The following is a 17,586-nucleotide window of genomic DNA, read 5'->3' on the forward strand; positions in this document are numbered from 1 at the left end:
CGTCCTGCGTACTTCTTCTTCCAGTTGAAGTAGGTCGCCTGGCTGATCCCCGCCTTACAGCAGACCTCCGCCACCGGTATTCCTTCCTCGCTCTGCTTGATGACGAACGCCTTCTGCGCCTCCGTAAACTTCGATGCCTTCATGCCACGCCTCCTTGCCCAGCCAAGGAAACCTGAGGCCAAAAACTCGATCTCAAACAATCCAGTTTTCAGGTGGCAGAGCAACCGCTGCCGAAGGCGGCGAGTGGATCGCAATAAATACTGGTTCGTATCGGAGATTTATTTAATTTTGTTCAAGTTGGCATTTCTGAAAAATCAACACATCCCTCTCCTTGGATATTACTTTAAATGTTTGCATGTTATTATCTATAATCCAGTCATAATTTCCAATTTTTGACTTAACAAACTTGAACCCACCTGAATAATTTCTTTCAACATCTAAGGAAGATGAAATAACCCAACCTACTTTTCGTTTAACAATTTCATAGTTTTCTATATAACCATCCTGCGTTTTCAACATACTTTGATCAAATTTTATTACTAAATTTCTCGATTTATAACATTTATGCAAGACCGGGGCGGAATTCTGGCGGCTGCAGCTGCAAAGACAGAGTAATAATGCTGCGGTTACCCATTTTCTTTTATTACCCATGATCTTTCCGCCCTTAAAAATCGCGGTGACAGTGCAATAATTAGAAAGAAAGAGAGAAGGGCCGCCGCTTACCGCAGGCCGCTTGCCAGTCTCCACCAGCCTGACTGTTTCACGCCGATCACTTCGCTCGCCGTGTCGCGCTGCTCGCTATTCTCGAACAACGCAAAGCAGGTCGCGCCCGAGCCCGACATGCGCGCCAGAGTGCAGCCCGGCTGTGCCGCCAAGCGCTCGATCACGTCGCCGATGACCGGGCAGAGCCGAAGGGCGGGGGGCTCCAGGTCGTTGCGGCCGGCCAGTGCGGCTTCGAGCGGGTCGCCGGAGGCGAGGGGGCCGTGGTCCACGCCGTCCCAGGCCTTGAACACCGGCCCCGTCGACAGCGGCACGCCGGGGTTGACCAGCAGCAGGGGCATGTCGCAGAGGCCGCTGCCGTCCACGGGCGCGAGCACGTCACCGCGCGCGTCGCCGCGCACGCTTTGAGACATCAGGCAGGCGGGGACGTCGGCGCCCAGTTCGGCGGCCAGCGCCAGCACCTCGGGCGCGTCGGTGGACAGGCCCAGCCGGCGGCAGAGGAGGCGCAGAACGGCGGCGGCGTCGGCCGAGCCGCCCCCGATGCCGGCGGCGACGGGCAGGCGCTTGTCGAGGTGGATGGCGGGCGGGGTTCCGGCACCGGCCAGGCGGTAGAGGCCGCGCGCGGCGCGCATCACCAGATTGTCCTCCGGGTCCTCACCGCGCAGTATGTCGGCGAAGGGGCCGTCGATCGTCAGGCGGGGCGGCCCCTCGGCGATGCTGACCAGGTCGCCATGCCGGGCGAAGGCGAAGATCGTCTCCAACTCATGATAGCCATCCTCGCGCCGGCGACGGACGTGGAGCGCGAGGTTGATCTTCGCGAAGGCGATCTCGCTGTCGGTCATGGCGGTGCGATCGGGCGAGCGCGCTGGCGCGATCAGCGATCGTTGGCGGACAGCGTCTCGCCCGGTCCGTCCGAAAGCTTGCGGTTGATGCGGTCGGCACTCGCCTTGTCGGCCTGGACGAGCGCGGCGCGCCACGAATAGCGCGCCTCGATCCGGCGTCCGACCGCCCAATAGGCGTCGCCGAGATGCTCGTTCATCACCGACTGGCCGGGATCACCCGCCACCGCCCGTTCGAGCGCGGGGATGGCGCCGCGATAATTGCCGCGCTTGTAATAGAGCCAGCCGAGCGAGTCCGCGATCGCCGCATCATTGGGATCGAGGCCGCTGGCGCGTTCGATATAGGTCTGCGCCTCGGCCAGATTTTCGCCCCGGTCGAGCATGCCATAGCCGAGATAGTTGAGGATCATCGCCTGGCCGGGAGCGATCGCATTGGCCTGTTGCAGCAGGGCCTTGGCGCCGTCCCAATCGCCCGACCGGTCAAGCGCGCCGGCCTTCAGGAACAGATGGACCCAGCTCTTGACCCCCTCGACCTGGTCCTTGTCGATCGCCTTCTGATAGGCCCTGGCAGCTTCCTCATGGCGTTCGAGGTCGGACAAGATGCCGCCGAGTTCGACGAAGGCGTTGCTCGGCGCATCGGGGCGGGCCGCCGCCTTTTCCGCATCACCAAGCGCGGCCTGACGGTCGCCCATCTGCATCAATATGCCGCTGCGCTGCTGGCGGGCGACCTCATAGAGCGGATTGTCGGCCGGCACCTGAAGGGTCAGCTTCAGCGCGGACTCGTTGTAGCCATTACCCGACAGCAGATCGGCGGTGGCGATGATCGCGGCGGCATTGCTGGGCGCCATATGGCAGGCCATGCGGGCGAGCTGGAGCGAGATGGGCGAGCGGCCGTCGCCCTTCACGTCGATCGCCAGCTGCGCGAACAGATCGGACAGGCCGCGCTCGGCGGTGTCGACCGCGCCGGGAATAGGTCGGCCAGCGTCGAGCTGGGCGCGGGCGCGGGCCAGTTCGGGCGCGCGGCCCTCAAGCGCGGCCTGTGCCTTCTCGATCTCACCGCGCTTCGCGAACAGGGCCCCGGCCGCCAGCTGGAGGCGCAGCGACCGGCTGTCATTGGCAGCTGCCAGCTTGCGGATGTCGGAGAGCGCCTCGTTCCGCCCCATCGCCAGTTCGATCAGGATATGATGGTCGCGCGAATAGGCATTGGCCAGCTGCGACCCGCCGGCGGGCGCCGCCAGTCGTGCGGCGTCGGACGAGCCCCGGCCGAAGGCGACCCAGCCGCGCATCACCGGCACGAGGAAACCGAACACCTGTTCCCGGTCGATCCGGGTAACGATCTGGTCCGCCAGACGCCAGTCGCGCACGGCGACGGCTTCGGAAAAGAGCATGAGGCTGCCGTCGGTGGGCAGGGCGGCGAGGCTGTCCAGCTGGCGCGCGGCCTGTCCGGCCAGCTTGAAATTGCCCGCCGTCAGCGCCTGCCGATAGGTGCGCAGCGCGAGGCGCCGGTCGGTGGGGGAGGCCTGGAGCAGCTTGGCATAGCTGTTGGCTGCGGCTTCGGGCATGCCGTCCGCATCGGCCAGCCGGGCGCGGACATATTGCCGCATCTCGCCATCGGCGTCGGGGACCATGGCCGATGCCGTCCCCGGTGTCAGGATGAGCAGGGCGATGCCGAACAGGGCGCGCTTCGCGGTCATGAACTTACTCCAACGCTTCGTCGGACTGTCTATCGCAAGTCGATATGGTGAAGCCAGTATTAACCTCGGCGTTTACCCTCTTTCCGCGATGGACCCGATCACCCGACCCGTTAAGCTCAAAGCATGATTCGTCGATCGCTCCTCCAAGTCGCCGCCGTGCTGCTGTTCACCCCATTGCTGGCGTCGCCGCTGCAGGCCGCTCCCGGCATCGTCCGCGTCGCGGTCAAGACCACGGCGGGCAGCTTCGTCGTCGCGGTGGATACGAAGCGCGCGCCGATCACCGCGAAGAACTTCCTGGCCTATGTCGACAAGCATTTCTTCGACGGCACGACCTTCTACCGCGCGGCGCGCGCGGTGGGCAATCCGGGCCGGGGGTTCGTCCAGGGCGGGGTCCATCGCGACATGCGCCGCTCGCTGCCGCCGATCGCGCACGAGCCGACCAGCAAGACCGGGCTGCGCCATGTCGATGGCGCCATCTCGATGGCGCGGCGCGAACCGGGCAGCGCGATGGGCGAGTTCTTCATCCTGGTGGGGCCCGCTCCGGCGATGGACGCCAAGGCGGGCGATCCCGGCTATGCGGTGTTCGGGAAGGTGGTCAAAGGCATGCCCATGTTGCGCAAGATCCTCGCGGAGAAGACCTGGCCGGGCGGCTCGGGTTCGATGAAGGGCCAGCTGATCAAGCAGCCGGTGAAGATCCTGGAGGCGAAGCGGCTGTGATAAGCGCTGCGCGGCTGGCCTAAGCGCCGCTTCGCATCTGAGGCATGCGGTCAGCGCGCGGCGCTGGCGAAGGTGCCGTCGACCCAGACCAGCGGGCTGATCTCGTCATGGTTCACCACCTCCTCGACCTCGCCGAGGAACAGGGTGTGGGTGCCGACGTCGATCCGCTGCGTCGTGCGGCAGACCAGGCTGGCGAGCGCGTCGCCGAGGACCGGAATGCCATCGGGCCCCGCGGTCCAGTCGCCGGTTTCGAAGCGGGCGAGGCCCTTCTTCTGGCCGCTGAAGATGCCGACCAGATCGCGGTGGCGATCGGCGAGCAGGTTGACGCAGAAACGCTCCGACTGGCTCAGCACCGGGTGGATGCTGGCGGTGCGGTTTACGGCGGTCAGCAGTGTGGGGGGCTCGGCACAGACCGACATGACGGCGGTCGCGGCCATGCCCGACCAGCTCTCGTCGCGACCGGTGGTGATCAGCGCGATCGTCGTGGCAAGGCGCCGCATCGCATGGCGGAAGCCGTCCTTGATCTCGTCCTCGGTCATGCGATTCTCCTCCCTTTGGTGTCTTCCCGATGCAGCCGCTAGAGAAATGGACCGGTCTGCGCAATTGCCGCTACCGCATCTCTCCTTTGAGGCAGTCAAGCCGCGCTTCAAGCCTGTCTTCAAGCGCCGCTTTCCTTTTGGCGGTCAAGCGCGTATGGCGACGCCCAAACTCCGATCATCTTTGTGAGGCACTGGTTTGGCGAAAGAAGAATTGCTGGAAATGCGCGGGCAGGTCGTGGAACTTCTGCCCAACGCCATGTTCCGTGTCCGGCTCGAAAACGACCATGAAATCCTGGGTCACACGGCCGGCAAGATGCGCAAGAACCGCATCCGCGTGCTCGTCGGCGACGAGGTGCTGGTCGAGCTGACCCCCTATGACCTGACCAAGGGTCGTATCACCTACCGCTTCAAATAAGGGCAGGGGCCTTGTCCCTGCTCATTCTCGCCTCGGCCAGTCCCCGACGGGCCGAGCTGATCCGCAGGCTCGGAATCGAGCCATCCGCGATCGATCCCGCCGATATCGACGAAACGCCGCGCCGCGACGAGCAGCCGGCGCGCTACGCTGCGCGTATGGCGGCGGAGAAGGCGGCCGTGGTCGCTGCGCGGCACGCGGGCGCATGCGTCCTGGGCGCCGACACCGTCGTGGCTGCCGGACGGCGCATCCTGCCCAAGACCGAAACCGCCGAGGAGGCGCGCACCTGCCTGCGCCTGCTGTCGGGACGGCGGCACCGCGTCCATTCGGCGGTGACCCTCATCGACGGCATCGGCAAGGCGCGGCATCGGATCTCGACCAGCATCGTCAAGTTCAAGCGGCTGACCGAAGCCGAGATCGAGGCCTATCTGTCTGGCGGCGAGTGGCAGGGCAAGGCCGGCGGCTATGCGATCCAGGGCTATGCCGAAAGCTGGGTCGGGATGCTGTCGGGCAGCCATTCGGGGGTGATGGGCCTGCCGCTGTTCGAGACGCGTGCCTTGCTCGCCTCGGCCGGGCTGCTGCCGTCGACGGATGGCTGAGTGGATCTACGAGGACGGGATCGGTGAGGCGCGCGCCGCGCTGATCGAGGATGGCGTCATCCTGTCCGCCGAGATCGAAGCCGATGATGACGGACCCACCGCCGGCACCGTTGCCAGGGCCCGCCTGACCCGGATCACCGTTCCCGGACGTCGCGGGCTCGTGCGCCTCGACGACGGCGCAGAGGCGCTGATCGAACCGCTCCCGCGTGGCGTTACCGAAGGCGGCACGCTGCTGGCCGAAATCCGCAGGGCGGCCCTGCCCGAACCGGGGCGGGCCAAGCTCGCGCTGGCGCGACAGGCATCGTCCGAGTCCGCGCCGACGATCGGCCCGACCCTGCTCGAGCGGATCGAGGCGACGGGCATTCCCATCCGGCGGCCCGGCGCGCATGAACCCGATGCGCTGGAAGCGGCGGGCTGGTCCGAACTGCTCGAAGAAGCGCGCAGCGGCGAGGTCGCCTTCGACGGCGGCGGCCTGCGCCTCTCGCTCACCCCGGCGATGAGCCTGATCGACGTGGACGGGTGGCTCGATCCGGCGGCGCTCGCCGTCGCCGGCGCCACGGCTGCGGCGGCGATGATTGTCCGCCATGGCATCGAAGGCTCGATCGGGATCGACCTTCCCACTGCCGGCAGCAAGGCGGCGCGCCAGGCGGCGGCCGACGCGGTCGATGCGATCCTGCCACAGCCTTTCGAGCGCACGGCGGTCAACGGCTTCGGTTTCCTGCAGATCGTTCGCCCACGCCGGCGCGCTTCGCTGCCAGAACGGCTTCAGGGGGATGGCGTGGGCGCCGCGGCGCGCGCACTGCTGCGCCGGGGCGAGCGGACGCCGGGTGCAGGCACACGCAGCATCAGCGCCCATCCGGCCGTGATCGAGCGCATTGCTGCCCGTGCCGACTGGCAGGCCGAACTCGCGCGGCGCATCGGCGCACCGATTGCCTTGCGCCCCGACGCGCGCCTCGTCATATCCGGCGGCCATGTCGACGCGGAAAATCCATGAATGCCCCGGCTGTAGCAAGCCGGCCCGGCCCGAATATGAGCCTTTCTGCAGCCAGGGATGCCGTGACCGGGACCTGCTGCGCTGGCTCGACGACGGCTATCGAATCCCCGGCCCGCCTGCCGATATCGACCCCGAATAAAAAAGGCGAAAAGCGGGCTGGACAGGACCTGTTACCCACCTCTATAGGCACGCCTCCAACGAGTGCCCAGGTAGCTCAGTTGGTAGAGCATGCGACTGAAAATCGCAGTGTCGGCGGTTCGATCCCGTCCCTGGGCACCATCTTCACACATCGGTGTTATTTCCGCGTCAGCTGCGGTTGGCGCCGCGGCGGCAATTGGCCCATGCGCCTTAGCGACGAGGTCCTGCAGGGCGGGCATCTTCCCGTCCGAGCGGTTTAGTGTCGATCGATCCCGTTCACCCCAACAGCATATACGCCGCCCCAAGGCCGGCCGAGCCGAGCAGCACCGGGATCATTCCAATCTTGAAGCGGAACACCGCAAGCGCCGCCAGCGTCGCGAGGATGAGGGCGGGCAGGTCGAGACTTGCCGGCTCCGGAGCGTCGAAGGATAGGGGGCCGGCGGCGATGCGGCGGACCTGACCGAACAGCGTGTGGATCGCGAACCACAAGGCGAGGTTCAGGATCACGCCGACGACCGCGGCGGTGATCGCGCTGAGTGCCGCCGACAGGGCCTTGTTGCCGCGCAGCCGCTCGACGAAGGGCGCGCCCGCGAAAATCCACAGGAAGCAGGGGACGAAGGTCACCCAGGTTGTCAGGATCGCTCCCAGCGTCGCCGCCGCCAGCGGAGGCAGGCCGGTCGATCCGCGATAGGCGGCGAGGAAGCCGACGAACTGGACCACCATGATCAACGGACCCGGCGTCGTTTCGGCAAGGCCCAGGCCGTTGAGCATCTCGCCCGGCTGCAACCAGCCATAGGTGCCGACCGCTTCCTGCGCGACATAAGCGAGCACGGCATAGGCGCCGCCGAAGGTTACCACCGCCATCTGGCTGAAGAAGGTCGCGATCTGAGTGAAGGGGTTGGCGGGGCCGGCGATCAGCAGCAGCGCGGCGACCGGGGCGAGCCACAGAAAGAGAAAGGCGGACGATATCTTCAGCGACCAGCCGAGGTTCGGCCGTGCATGATCGGGCAGCCCCTCGCCGAGCGCGGTGTCCGCGTCATGGATGATCGTGCCGCCGCCGCTGCCATGACCGCCGCCGCCCTTGAACGCCGGAAGCCCCACGCGGCCGCCCAGATAGCCGCTCAATCCCGCCAGCAGAACGATCAGCGGAAAGGGCGCGCCCAGGAAGAAGATCGCCACGAAGGCGGCGGCCGCGATCCCGCGCATGACGCCATTGCGCAGTGCGCGCGATCCGACCCTGATGACGGCCTGGACGACGACTGCGAGCACAGCGGCCTTGAGGCCGAAAAACAAGCCGTCCACCATCGGCGTCTGGCCGAGCAGAACATAGACGAAGCTCAGCGCGAGGATGGCGAGGAAGCCCGGCAGCACGAACAGCGCGCCGGCGACGAGCCCGCCCTTTGTCCTGTGCAGCAGCCAGCCGATATAGGCGGCCAGCTGTTGCGCCTCGGGCCCCGGCAGCAGCATGCAATAGTTGAGCGCGTGGAGAAAACGCTCCTCGCCGATCCACTTCTTTTCCTCGACCAGGATGCGATGCATGACAGCGATCTGGCCGGCCGGTCCGCCGAAGCTGAGCGCGGCGATGCGCGCCCAGACGCGAACGGCTTCCCCGAAACCTATGCCGTGATCGCGGGCCGGGGGCGTCGGGGAGCCGGATGTGAAAGGAGCGGTCTCACTCATCGGGCGGATGTCCTCGAGCTGAAAAAGGCATGGAACTGGTCGAGCGTCTCGCTGCCGCGCGCAATGCGCAGCATGTCGTCGTCGGTGGAGGCGCAGATGCCGGCCAGCATGGCGCCGAGGCCCGAGGCTTCGGGACGGTCGAATTTGCCGTCGCCGATATCGAGTTCGTGGATCATCTCGGCGATCGCCGCCAGCGCGGGATCGTCGGCTGGTCCGGCACGCAGCAGCAGCGTCTCGAAACTGCACCGGTCGTCTTCGTGGGTGAACTCGGCATCGGTCATGTCGAAGCGAAGTTCGCCATTCTCCGGGCTGTGGGAGCGCCGATCGACGAAACGGAAGGTCGCGTCGGGGTCGATGAAGCGGCGGATCAACCAGGCGCAGGCGATCCGGTCGACATGGACGCCGCCGCGCGTGACCCAGACCCGCCCGCGCAGGGAATTGCGGGAGACGGCGGGCGCCACATCGGCGCGGCGGACATCGGGATGGGCGTGGCGAAGCCGGTCGATTTCGGCAATCGCCGCCTCGGCCTTCTGCCGGCCATGGGCCCCGAAGAAATCGAGCGCTACGGTTTCGTCGAGCCGCTTGCGCAGCCGGTTGATCTCGCCGCCGCTCGCGGGGCCCGTTTCGATCAGCCGTCGCGCGGTGGCGACGATATCGTCATAATCGGCGTCACGGGCCGCATCGAACAGCGCGCTGGCTTCCGCGTCGGTCTGCCCGCCGATCAGCCGCCCGTCGATCAGGACTGCCTCGCCGCCGCCGGCGACGATGTCGTCGATCAGCGACCGCAAGGCCGCTTCATTGGCCTCGCTGCGGGGCAGGATGTGGGCTGCGGTCTTGATCGCGACCGCGCCGATCGCCTGAAGACGGCGCCAGACCTTGACCCGCAGATAGGGCGGGCGGGTCGGCAGCTGGTGGAGCAGGACCAGCCAATCCTGCGATTTCGACTCGATCATGATATACATGTATCAGCAGTGATACGTGAGATATATTTGTATCTTTTTCTATATGGCCGGCACCGCAAGCGGTTCATCGCGTGCTGGTTTCCGCAATTCCCCAACCATGCTAAGGTCGGTTCATCATCTGGACGTTCTGCGGCATCCGGTGACAGAGAGACCAACGTGCTCCCGCTGCAACGAGGGACGCACCATGGATCGCAACTATCTTTTCGCTCGGCACCAGCTTTCGTTGATGAAGGCAGCTGCCGCCTTGTGCGGGGAAGCGCGCGCGGCGCATCTTGGCCTGGCGAGACTTTACGCGGAGCTGATCGACCATGTCCGCACTGGCCTTCGCGGTTCGGGGCGGAGCGTGTTTCTCTGACGCTCCGGGCAGGAGTGCCGCACCGCCTTCTTGTTTGCTTCCCGCGCATCACCGCATCGCTTCGTCAGGACGATTCCATCATGATTATCCGCATATGAGTGCCGCACAGGATGAGCCCGCGAGCCTGTGGCGCACCGTCGGTGGCAACACGATGCGGGGAGGGCGCCGCGCACCGCAGAAGATCGCGGAAGGGTCGCTGCGTGAGATGATGGGGCTGGTCGCGCAGGAGGACCCGGAGGAAATCTGGCGACTGATTGTCCAGACGGGCGACGGCAGGCATCTGCGCTCGTCGGACCTGCGGGATTTGCTGCGGCAGTCGGCAGGCTCGTCGGAGTCCTGAGCGGCGATGGTGTCCACAGCGTCTCGGCGTCTATGCCGGGTTCAGGCGTGCGCCGGACTGTAGGTCGCGGAGACGCGGTGGCTGTGCTGGAGCACCGACCAGACGGCATGATAAAGATCCGCCCGGGCGATCTTGCCCAGGCGGGTCGCTTCCAGAAACTGGAAATGGGCTTGCCCTACCGAATCCAGTCCCCAACGATCGTGCAGCTGTCTTGCAAGCTGCACGGCGCGGGGCTCGACCCGATAGCGATCGCTGGTCGCGGTCAACCGTCGATGTCCGCGCTTTGCTTCACGCCCTCTGCCGCATTCTGAAGACGCCGCGTGGAGCGGGCCTCCTGGGCGGAATGGCGGACGGCCAGCCCGCGCCAGGCGCGTTCGGACCGGAGAAACTGTTCCTTGACCTCGGCCAGCACGCTCTGTTCGGCCTGCTGGGCGCATTCGTCGGCCCGGGTGGTGCACAGGTCGCTGTTGGACGGCATGATGGTTCTCCTAGTCAGGCCCTCAGTCGACCATGTCGGCGACGAGACGCTTCAAATCTGCTCGCGACAGGCTCGCTCCCGGCAGGGGGGACAGGCGCTGACGCTGGGGTTGGGTTCTGTAATTGTGGGTATTCACGTCTTTTTGAGTCTTGAAATACATTCTGCTTCCGCGGCGCTTTGCGCCAGTTCTTATGTAATTGGGGTAGAAGGGATGTGGCAGCCAATAGGTCCGCCTGGCCTTCGGGCCGTTGCGGGAGATATCGGACGCAGCCGATCCCTCCCGCGATCGTCGATCGATCAGGCTGCTTCGAGATTGACCGCTGACGCCCGGCCGCGCTGATCGGCTTCGATCGCATAGCTGAGGCGCTGACCCTGCTTGAGGGTGATCATTCCGGCGCGCTCGACGGCGCTGATGTGGACGAAGCTGTCGCCGCTATTGTCCTCGGGCTCGATAAAGCCATAGCCCTTGGTCTCGTTGAAAAATTTTACGGTGCCGATCGGCATGATATTGTCCTTCACAGGCAAGATTATCGCCAGCCACATGGCTGTCGAGCTTGAAGCGCGTGAAAGGAAAATCTGCGTATCAGGCAGTAGATTCGTCGCAGGCGACGTTGAGCCTTTTCGAAAATAGCGATTATTATTAAAATGTCAATTGCCTGCACAGCTGTGCCTGGTTTGGCTGTGATCGATGATTACACGCCATATAGTGTCTGGGGCAGACCACTTTGTATCTATCCTCATTTGGAGAGCATGGCCCGCGCCACGGGACGCCGCCGAAATTGCACCCGACCTTGGATGAATTGATGGCGATGCGCGTCCGCCCCGCACGGATGTCGCCGAAGATGCGCGGTGGGATGACGGGGAGGATCGATGCTCCGCTCCAGCCTCAATAATCCTTCGAGTAGCGGATGCTGGCGTTCGACCCACCGAAGGAGCTGGTCTGGCTGAGCAGGCTGAGCGTCTTCGACAGCGAGATCTCCAGCTGGGTCGCGGTGAAGCCGCGCGCATCGGTGATCACCTCCACATAGATATCGTTGGAGATATATTGCCCGGCCGCGAGCGCTGTGCCCCGCCCGGCGGTCTTGTCCGCACCCAGCACGCGCAACCTATCGATGCCCGAGGCCGAGCGCAGCTTGCCCAGCGGATTGAGCCCGCCGCCCGATCCCCGCAGCGAGTTGAGCGCCGCCGCCAGCTGGATCGCCTGGGTCGGGGACAGAGAGGTGACGCTCTCGCCGAACAGCAGACGCGAGAGCACCTCGTCCTGCGGCAAAGTGGGGGTGGAGGTGAAGCTGACCTGTGGCGCCATCGCCCGCCCGCCGATGACGATCCGGGCGGTGACGCCCTCGACCGACGTATCGGCCGACAGATCGAGTTCCGGATTGGTGAGCTGGCCGCCATCGAAGCGGACTTCGCCCTGCTCATCGAGGTCGAAGCGCCGCCCCGCGAAGGAATAGGTGCCGCGCACCACCGACAGGCGGCCGACCACGCGGGGATCGCCCGCCGTCCCCGTCACACGCATGTCGGTCGCCCATTCGGCTTCCAGACCCATGCCGCTGACGAAGATCTGGTTGTCGGCGCGGATGTGGATGTCGAGCTTCCAGTTGCTCGGCGCGGGGCCAGCGTCGCTTCCGCCCGGCTTGAGCGGTTCGTCGCCACGACGGCGCACGCCGGTCAGCTCCGCGACCTCGGCGGCGCCCTGCCGGATGATGCGGTAGCGCGCCTCGGGGATGCGCAGGTCGCCCTTGATCAGCCCGCCGCCGGGTCCATTGGTGATTTCGAGAGTGCCGGAGGCGACCGCGCCCAGCGCATCGCTCTTGGCCAGGCGCGTGCGGGCGAGCGTGGCCTTCAGCTGGATCGGGAAACCCTCGGTCGCGGCGAGGCCGACCCGGCCCGAAGCACTCACCGTGCCGTCGCCCGCACGACCGGTGAGCGTGTTGAGCAGGAACTCCGACTGGGTGAAGCGGCCGTCGAGTGCGATGTTGGAGATGACGGTGCCGTAGCTGCTATTCTCGTAGCGCAGCGTCTTCGCACGGGCGATGCCGGTGAGCGTCGGATTGTCGAGCCGCCCGCCGAAATCGGCGGCGATCGCGATCGGCCCGCTCAGTTCCTGCCCCGCGATGCCGGTCAGCGTCCAGGGCACGTCGGCAGGACCGTTGTAGCGAATGCCGCCCGACAGGGGCGCCTGCATCAGCCGGTCCTGCAAGGTCGCGCCGGCACCCAGCGGGGCGAGCCGCGTGACGAACCGGCCGACGATGCTACCTCCGCGCCGGACGATGCCACGCATGTCGCCACCTGAGGCGTCGAGCTTCGCCAGCAGCGCCAGATCGACCGGCTCGGACACGACATAGGCCGAGGTCCGGGTGAAGCGTGCGATGTCGAGCCGTGCCTTGACGGTCGGCGTCGCCTGGCCGGGTGCGCTCCCATAATCGAGCGTGCCGCTGGCGCGGCCACCAAGGCCGAGGCCGGGCATGAAGGCCTGTGCGATGCCGATGTCGAAATTGGCGAGACGCGCCTCCAGGCGGCTTTCGCGCCCATAGCGGCCCGCCAGGCGAACCTCGCCCTGCGGCACCACCAGGCGCGCGGGCGACAGGATCCAGTCCTGCCCCTGCCGGTCGATCCTCACCGGCTCGGCGAAGCGGAAGGCGACGTTGGCGACGCGGCCCTTCGCATTCGCGACGATCCGGTTCGGGGCGAACCGGGCCTGCGCCGCGACGTCGAAGTCCGCCCCGCTGCGGCCCTGGGCCACCAGCGCGGCCGTTCCGGAGCCGTCGCGATAATCGATGCGGCCCTGCGCACGCTTGACCATCGTCTCGCCCTGCCGAACGTCGGCGAGCGCGAAGCGGCCCTGGGCGGTCGGGCTTTTGGGGCGGAGGACGACCTCGCCCTTCAGGCTGCCCTGACCGATCAGGATCGGCACGTCGCCGGGGATGCGGGCGGCGGACGCCGTGACATCGGCGACGACGCGCTGGTCCGATCCGGCGGCGGACAGCTGCAGCCCGCCCGACAGCCCCGATCCCGCCAGCGTCAGGCGGCCGTCGAACGGTCCGCTGCGTGTCTGGATGAGATTGCCCTTGAAATCGACGCCCGCGAAGGTCGCGTTTCTGACGTCGATCGCGAGCGGGCCACGGCCCTGGCGGATCAACAGATCGGCAGTCAGCGGGCCATAGGCGGTCGCACCGCGCGCCTTGACCGCATAGCCCTGCGGCACGCCGCGCAGTTCGGCGACGAGATCGCGCAGATCCACGCCGAGGCCGGGCCGGGCGGCGCGCAGGCGCACCAGCGGGCGATCGAGCGTGCCACTGGCATCGACCACCAGCGGGCCATAGTCGCGCGAGCGGCCCGAGGCGCGGAACATGATCCGGCCATTTTCGATATCATAGCTGCCGACCGCACCGCCCAGCTGGAAGCCTGGCGAGCGCACGGCGAAACGGGTCAGCCGGGCGATCCGGCCGTCGAAGCCGAACTGGCCGGTGACGATCGCCGGGCCGCCGAGCGCATCGCGCAGCGTTTCGTTGTCGATGCGCCGCGTTGTCATGCGGAAGCCGCCACGAATGCCGAAGCCGCCCGCGCGCCCCGGCACCAGCGCGGCATCGGTCACCAGCGCGATCCGGCCAAGACCGTCGACCTGATAGTCGTTGACGCGGCCCTTGAGCGCGCCGGTGTAGATGCCCTTGGCGGGATCGGCGATGATGATCGCGGTGGCGTCGAGCGTGTTCGACCGCAGGCGCAGATTGTCGGACAGCAGCCGTCCGTTCGACCAGGCGAGGTCGCCGTCCGCCCTTAGGTCGACGAGCAGCCCGCCGACCGCCGCGTTCAGCCCGGTCACCCGGCGCGCGGTGGCGTGGAGCGGGATACGGATCCGATCGGCATCGACCTGCGCCTTGCCCTCGGCGACCAGCCCGTCGATCCCCAGCGTGCCGAAGGCGAGCCGCTTCGCCCTGATCGCATAGGCGATGGTCGGGGTGGCGAAAGGCCCGTCGAGGGTGGCGTCGGCGAAGACGTCGTCGCCCGCCAGATTCTCCGCGATCGCGCGCGCCCGCAGCAGCGAGGCGTTGACGCGCAGCGTGGTGAAGCGGTTGTTGGCGAGATCGACCTTGCCGGTCGCTGTCGCCTTGAGCGCGTCCGAAGCGATCTTGGCATCGAGCGTGGCGCTGCGCTCGGCAAGCTTCGCGGAGGCGTCGACCGTCAGCTGGGGCGAGGTCAGCCCTGCGATCGGCCCGGTGAAGACGGTGCCCGGCCGCAGCGCGCCCCTGGTTGCGAACAGGCCGGATCGGGCGGTGACGGTCAGGTCGGCCAGCCGTTCCGCTCCACTGAGGGCGCTGAGCGTGCCGTTCCACGCGTTCCAGTCGCCATTGCCGGCGAGGGTCGCGGACAGCGGCTTACCGAGACCGGTGAAACCGTCGATCAGCCCGCCGGCCGGCGCCTCCATGCGGCCGTCGATCAACAGCCGGTTGGCCGCGGGCACGGCATCGAGCCGGAGGCGCAGTCTGTCGCCCCCCGCGAGGCCCTTGCCGGTCAGAGCGGCGGCATCTGCGGCCAGGACGGCGCGGCCATCGGCGATGTCCACCTTGCCGGACAGGCGCACGACATGCGCCTTGCCGGTGATCGCCGGGGCGATGACCAGCCGGTCGATCGCCAGCCGCCCGAGCGCCACGTCGATATCGGGCAGCAGCGGTGCATCGGGATCGCTGGGCACCGGCTTCAGTTCGGGCAGCCGCAGCCAGCGGACCTCGGGCGAGGTCAGTTCGCGTATGTCGACCTTGCTCGAGGTGAGATAGGCGAAGGGGCGCCAGTCGAGGACCATGCGGTCGGCGCTGAGGAAGGTCCCGCGCGCATCATGCACGCGCACGCCTTTCAGGATCATGCGGCCATAGATCGACCCGTCGATCCGGTCGGCGGACAGGCGCAGGCCCGAGGCGGTCTCGAAGCCGGCCAGCCGGTCCGCGAGCAGGCGGCGCCCTCCGCTCGTGTCGAGGCCGGCGATGCCGAGGAGGAGGAGCAGGAACAGGCCGGCGACCGTCCCCGCCGTCCATAGTGCGATATGCTGCCAGAGGGGGCGACCGGCGCGGGCGGTGGTGTCGATCTCCGCCATCAGAAGGCCTGCCCGATCGAGATATAGAGCGCGATCTTGGACTCGCCCTTGCGGCGGTTGATCGGGGTGGCGATGTCGATCCGCATCGGCCCGAAATTGGTGTAATAGCGCCCGCCGATACCGGCGCCGTAGCGCATCCCCGACAGCGAGGGCGTGGAGCCCTGGCCGACGCGGCCGGCGTCGAAAAAGGGCACGATGCCATAGTCGCCGAAGCGGTAGCGCGCCTCCAGCGCAAACTCGGTCAGGCTGCGGCCGCCGACCGGATCGCCATTGGCGTCCTTGGGGCCGAGCTGCTGGAAGCCGAAGCCGCGCACCGATCCGCCGCCCCCGGCATAATAGCGCCGCGACGGAGCGATGGTGTCGCGGGTCGCGCCGACGATCGATCCGACGCGGGCGCGCCCGGCCAGCACCAGCGAGTCCATCACCGGATAATATGCGCTGCCTTCGAGCAGCATCCGCGCATAGGCGTCATAGCCGCCATTGTTGCGCTTCTGCGCCTCGGGGCTCAGCCGGCCCGTGATCCGGAAACCGCGCGTCGGATCGAGCAGGCTGTCCGATCCGTCATAGCCGAGCTGGCCGGGGGCGGCGACGATGAAGTAGGTGCTGCGCGGGCGCTCGCCATCGGCCGGGTTGAAGCGGGTCTCGCGCGATGCGGTCAGTTCGCCGCCGATGCTCCAGGTCCATTTCTTCTGGAAGATCGGGGTGCTGGCGCGCGACAGGCTACCGGTCAGGCTGACGGTCTGCGCATTATAGGCTTCGAAATCCTGTCGCGCGACGCTGGCCCCCAGCGCGAAGACCCGGTCGCGCTGCCCGGCATTCGATCGGCGGAAGGCGGTCGACAGGCTCTGCTGCTGCGTGCCGGCGACGCCCTCGACGGTCAGCGCGCCTTCGGGCGGGAAGAGATTGCGGTGGGTCCAGGAGCCGGTCAGCTTGACGCCTTCGCCGGTGCCATAACCCGCGCTCGCCGCCAGCTGCCGCCGGGGGCCTTCGCTCTGGCGGACGAGCAGGTCGACCGTCTCGGTCCCGTCCGCTGCGACGGTGCCGGTGCGGACCGGTTCGATCGCGACGGTGGAGAGCAGGCTGGTGGCGATCAGCGCCTGGCGCAGATCGTCGACCTGGCGGCTGTCATAGAGGTCGCCCCGGTCGAAACGCTGGATCACCTCGATATGGCCTGCGTCGAACACCGGATCGCCGGCGGTCATGATCCCGCCGAAGCGCGCCTTGGGGCCGGATTCGAGCGGCAGCGTGTAATCGCCGCTGTGGTCGCGGTCGTCGAGCAGGATGTCGCGCTGCCCGACCTTGACGAAGGGATAGCCATTTTCGGGCAGGCGCAGCGAGACATTGGCCTCGGCGGCCTCGACTTCGGCGGCGACGATCGGGGCGCCGCTCTTCAGGTCGAGCGCGTCGACCGCGAGCTTCATCGGCTCCTCGACGGCGCCGGTCACCGTGATGCGACCGAACATATAGCGCGTTCCCGGCGTCGCGGTCAGCGTGGCGGTCAGGCGGTTGCGCGCGTTGGGCAGGGTGTCGACCGATATGGTGGCAACCCCGTCATAATAGCCGCGCGAGCGGAGCAGCCGTTCGGCCAGCAGCACATCCTCCTCGGCGCGCGCGCCGACCTGGGCGGCATTCTCCGCCTTGCGTCCGTCGGACAGCAGCGCCGACAGATCGCGAAACTCGTCTTCGAGGCCGACCTCCTTCAGCCCTTCGATGCGGACATCATAGGGCAGTTCCCGCGCCTTCTCGTCGGTGACCGCAATGGCGGGCGGATCGACCGGGGCCGCGCTCAGCGGCGGCAGGGGCTGTTCGAGTTCGGGCTCGGGGGCGAGTGCGGCCGGTTCGGCGGCGGGGGTGGCCGGGGCACTCTCTTCCGTCGCGGCGGGAGCAGCCGTCTCTTCGAGCGGAGGCAGCGCGGCCTCGAACGCGCTATCGTCGAGCGGCGTCTGTGCAGGTTGCGCATAGGAAAGGGTCGACGCAGCGGTGGTCAGCAGAGCGGCGACGAAAGACAACGGCTTCAACAACTGGCC

General features: G+C 67.0%; 19 protein-coding genes and 1 tRNA gene. 8 read left to right on the forward strand and 12 right to left on the reverse strand.

What is annotated here, in order from left to right; all coding sequences use genetic code 11:
- From ACNI3R_RS14900 to ACNI3R_RS14915, 4 genes are all read right to left on the reverse strand, one after another.
- Positions 1 to 143, reverse strand: a 143-nt coding sequence (locus ACNI3R_RS14900; protein WP_426185125.1) for a transposase, incomplete at its 3' end; no start/stop codon positions are given.
- Positions 144 to 282: 139 nt separating this feature from the next.
- Positions 283 to 747, reverse strand: coding sequence for a hypothetical protein (locus ACNI3R_RS14905; RefSeq protein WP_426184706.1), 465 nt, complete (start codon positions 745 to 747; stop codon positions 283 to 285).
- Positions 720 to 1,562, reverse strand: a complete 843-nt coding sequence (locus ACNI3R_RS14910) for a 4-(cytidine 5'-diphospho)-2-C-methyl-D-erythritol kinase (protein WP_426184708.1) — start codon at positions 1,560 to 1,562, stop codon at positions 720 to 722. Before ACNI3R_RS14910 ends, ACNI3R_RS14905 begins: the two co-directional genes overlap by 28 nt.
- 32 nt (positions 1,563 to 1,594) lie before the next feature.
- Positions 1,595 to 3,253, reverse strand: coding sequence for a tetratricopeptide repeat protein (locus ACNI3R_RS14915; RefSeq protein ID WP_426184710.1), 1,659 nt, complete (start codon positions 3,251 to 3,253; stop codon positions 1,595 to 1,597).
- 123 nt (positions 3,254 to 3,376) lie between these two features.
- On the opposite strand from ACNI3R_RS14915, the gene ACNI3R_RS14920 reads away from it, so the two are divergent.
- A complete protein-coding gene (locus ACNI3R_RS14920; protein WP_426184712.1) occupies positions 3,377 to 3,970 on the forward strand; it encodes a peptidylprolyl isomerase in 594 nt (197 codons plus the stop codon).
- A gap of 50 nt (positions 3,971 to 4,020) precedes the next feature.
- Here ACNI3R_RS14920 and ACNI3R_RS14925 read toward each other — a convergent pair whose 3' ends face one another.
- Complete coding sequence (locus ACNI3R_RS14925; protein WP_426184714.1) at positions 4,021 to 4,509, reverse strand: flavin reductase family protein; 489 nt, start codon at positions 4,507 to 4,509, stop codon at positions 4,021 to 4,023.
- A 196-nt stretch (positions 4,510 to 4,705) separates the two neighbouring features.
- Here ACNI3R_RS14925 and infA point away from each other — a divergent pair, with 196 nt between their 5' ends.
- The 5 genes from infA (at position 4,706) to ACNI3R_RS14950 (ending at position 6,793) form a co-directional block, all read left to right on the forward strand.
- Entirely contained in the window at positions 4,706 to 4,924 is a 219-nt protein-coding gene (gene infA, locus ACNI3R_RS14930) for a translation initiation factor IF-1 (RefSeq protein ID WP_003049127.1), read from the forward strand.
- A gap of 11 nt (positions 4,925 to 4,935) precedes the next feature.
- Complete coding sequence (locus tag ACNI3R_RS14935; RefSeq protein ID WP_426184720.1) at positions 4,936 to 5,520, forward strand: Maf family protein; 585 nt, start codon at positions 4,936 to 4,938, stop codon at positions 5,518 to 5,520.
- Positions 5,513 to 6,514 carry a ribonuclease gene (locus ACNI3R_RS14940; RefSeq protein ID WP_426184722.1) on the forward strand — a complete coding sequence of 334 codons (1,002 nt, stop codon included), beginning with the start codon at positions 5,513 to 5,515 and terminating at the stop codon, positions 6,512 to 6,514. The genes ACNI3R_RS14935 and ACNI3R_RS14940 overlap by 8 nt, the downstream gene beginning before the upstream one ends.
- Positions 6,492 to 6,653 (forward strand): DNA gyrase inhibitor YacG, encoded by a 162-nt coding sequence (locus ACNI3R_RS14945; protein WP_426184724.1) that lies wholly within the window; start codon positions 6,492 to 6,494, stop codon positions 6,651 to 6,653. Before ACNI3R_RS14940 ends, ACNI3R_RS14945 begins: the two co-directional genes overlap by 23 nt.
- A 64-nt stretch (positions 6,654 to 6,717) precedes the next feature.
- Positions 6,718 to 6,793 (forward strand) — tRNA-Phe (locus ACNI3R_RS14950).
- Between the two features lie 135 nt (positions 6,794 to 6,928).
- Here ACNI3R_RS14950 and chrA read toward each other — a convergent pair.
- Together chrA and ACNI3R_RS14960 are read right to left on the reverse strand one after the other, a co-directional pair.
- Positions 6,929 to 8,332, reverse strand: coding sequence for a chromate efflux transporter (gene chrA, locus ACNI3R_RS14955; RefSeq protein WP_426184726.1), 1,404 nt, complete (start codon positions 8,330 to 8,332; stop codon positions 6,929 to 6,931).
- On the reverse strand, positions 8,329 to 9,285 hold the full coding sequence (locus ACNI3R_RS14960) for a chromate resistance protein ChrB domain-containing protein (RefSeq protein WP_426184728.1): 957 nt from the start codon (positions 9,283 to 9,285) through the stop codon (positions 8,329 to 8,331). The genes chrA and ACNI3R_RS14960 overlap by 4 nt, the downstream gene beginning before the upstream one ends.
- Before the next feature lie 193 nt (positions 9,286 to 9,478).
- Between ACNI3R_RS14960 and ACNI3R_RS14965 the strand changes: the two genes are divergently transcribed.
- Positions 9,479 to 9,649 (forward strand): hypothetical protein, encoded by a 171-nt coding sequence (locus ACNI3R_RS14965; protein ID WP_426184730.1) that lies wholly within the window; start codon positions 9,479 to 9,481, stop codon positions 9,647 to 9,649.
- 94 nt (positions 9,650 to 9,743) lie between these two features.
- Entirely contained in the window at positions 9,744 to 9,989 is a 246-nt protein-coding gene (locus ACNI3R_RS14970) for a hypothetical protein (RefSeq protein ID WP_426184732.1), read from the forward strand.
- Positions 9,990 to 10,030: 41 nt separating this feature from the next.
- On the opposite strand, the gene ACNI3R_RS14975 is transcribed toward ACNI3R_RS14970, so the two are convergent.
- The 5 genes from ACNI3R_RS14975 to ACNI3R_RS14995 form a co-directional block, all read right to left on the reverse strand.
- A complete protein-coding gene (locus ACNI3R_RS14975; RefSeq protein WP_426184734.1) occupies positions 10,031 to 10,255 on the reverse strand; it encodes a hypothetical protein in 225 nt (74 codons plus the stop codon).
- Positions 10,252 to 10,467, reverse strand: a complete 216-nt coding sequence (locus ACNI3R_RS14980) for a hypothetical protein (protein WP_426184736.1) — start codon at positions 10,465 to 10,467, stop codon at positions 10,252 to 10,254. The genes ACNI3R_RS14975 and ACNI3R_RS14980 overlap by 4 nt, the downstream gene beginning before the upstream one ends.
- Before the next feature lie 297 nt (positions 10,468 to 10,764).
- Complete coding sequence (locus tag ACNI3R_RS14985) at positions 10,765 to 10,971, reverse strand: cold-shock protein (protein WP_296625158.1); 207 nt, start codon at positions 10,969 to 10,971, stop codon at positions 10,765 to 10,767.
- Between the two features lie 382 nt (positions 10,972 to 11,353).
- On the reverse strand, positions 11,354 to 15,559 hold the full coding sequence (locus tag ACNI3R_RS14990) for a translocation/assembly module TamB domain-containing protein (protein WP_426184738.1): 4,206 nt from the start codon (positions 15,557 to 15,559) through the stop codon (positions 11,354 to 11,356).
- A complete protein-coding gene (locus ACNI3R_RS14995; protein ID WP_426184740.1) occupies positions 15,559 to 17,577 on the reverse strand; it encodes an autotransporter assembly complex protein TamA in 2,019 nt (672 codons plus the stop codon). Before ACNI3R_RS14995 ends, ACNI3R_RS14990 begins: the two co-directional genes overlap by 1 nt.
- Between the last annotated feature and the right edge of the window lie 9 nt (positions 17,578 to 17,586).

This window comes from Rhizorhabdus antheiae (assembly GCF_049889055.1).
Lineage (GTDB): Bacteria > Pseudomonadota > Alphaproteobacteria > Sphingomonadales > Sphingomonadaceae > Rhizorhabdus.

Bases quoted from the DNA above. Each gene is read 5' to 3' on its own strand.
- ACNI3R_RS14985 (WP_296625158.1), bottom strand. From the start codon at position 10,971: ATGCCGATCGGCACCGTAAAATTTTTCAACGAGACCAAGGGCTATGGC.
- ACNI3R_RS14915 (WP_426184710.1), bottom strand. From the start codon at position 3,253: ATGACCGCGAAGCGCGCCCTGTTCGGCATCGCCCTGCTCATCCTGACA.
- ACNI3R_RS14980 (WP_426184736.1), bottom strand. From the start codon at position 10,467: ATGCCGTCCAACAGCGACCTGTGCACCACCCGGGCCGACGAATGCGCC.
- ACNI3R_RS14965 (WP_426184730.1), top strand. From the start codon at position 9,479: ATGGATCGCAACTATCTTTTCGCTCGGCACCAGCTTTCGTTGATGAAG.
- ACNI3R_RS14940 (WP_426184722.1), top strand. From the start codon at position 5,513: ATGGCTGAGTGGATCTACGAGGACGGGATCGGTGAGGCGCGCGCCGCG.
- ACNI3R_RS14925 (WP_426184714.1), bottom strand. From the start codon at position 4,509: ATGACCGAGGACGAGATCAAGGACGGCTTCCGCCATGCGATGCGGCGC.
- ACNI3R_RS14910 (WP_426184708.1), bottom strand. From the start codon at position 1,562: ATGACCGACAGCGAGATCGCCTTCGCGAAGATCAACCTCGCGCTCCAC.
- ACNI3R_RS14945 (WP_426184724.1), top strand. From the start codon at position 6,492: ATGTCGACGCGGAAAATCCATGAATGCCCCGGCTGTAGCAAGCCGGCC.
- ACNI3R_RS14920 (WP_426184712.1), top strand. From the start codon at position 3,377: ATGATTCGTCGATCGCTCCTCCAAGTCGCCGCCGTGCTGCTGTTCACC.
- ACNI3R_RS14990 (WP_426184738.1), bottom strand. From the start codon at position 15,559: ATGGCGGAGATCGACACCACCGCCCGCGCCGGTCGCCCCCTCTGGCAG.
- ACNI3R_RS14960 (WP_426184728.1), bottom strand. From the start codon at position 9,285: ATGATCGAGTCGAAATCGCAGGATTGGCTGGTCCTGCTCCACCAGCTG.
- ACNI3R_RS14970 (WP_426184732.1), top strand. From the start codon at position 9,744: ATGAGTGCCGCACAGGATGAGCCCGCGAGCCTGTGGCGCACCGTCGGT.
- chrA (WP_426184726.1), bottom strand. From the start codon at position 8,332: ATGAGTGAGACCGCTCCTTTCACATCCGGCTCCCCGACGCCCCCGGCC.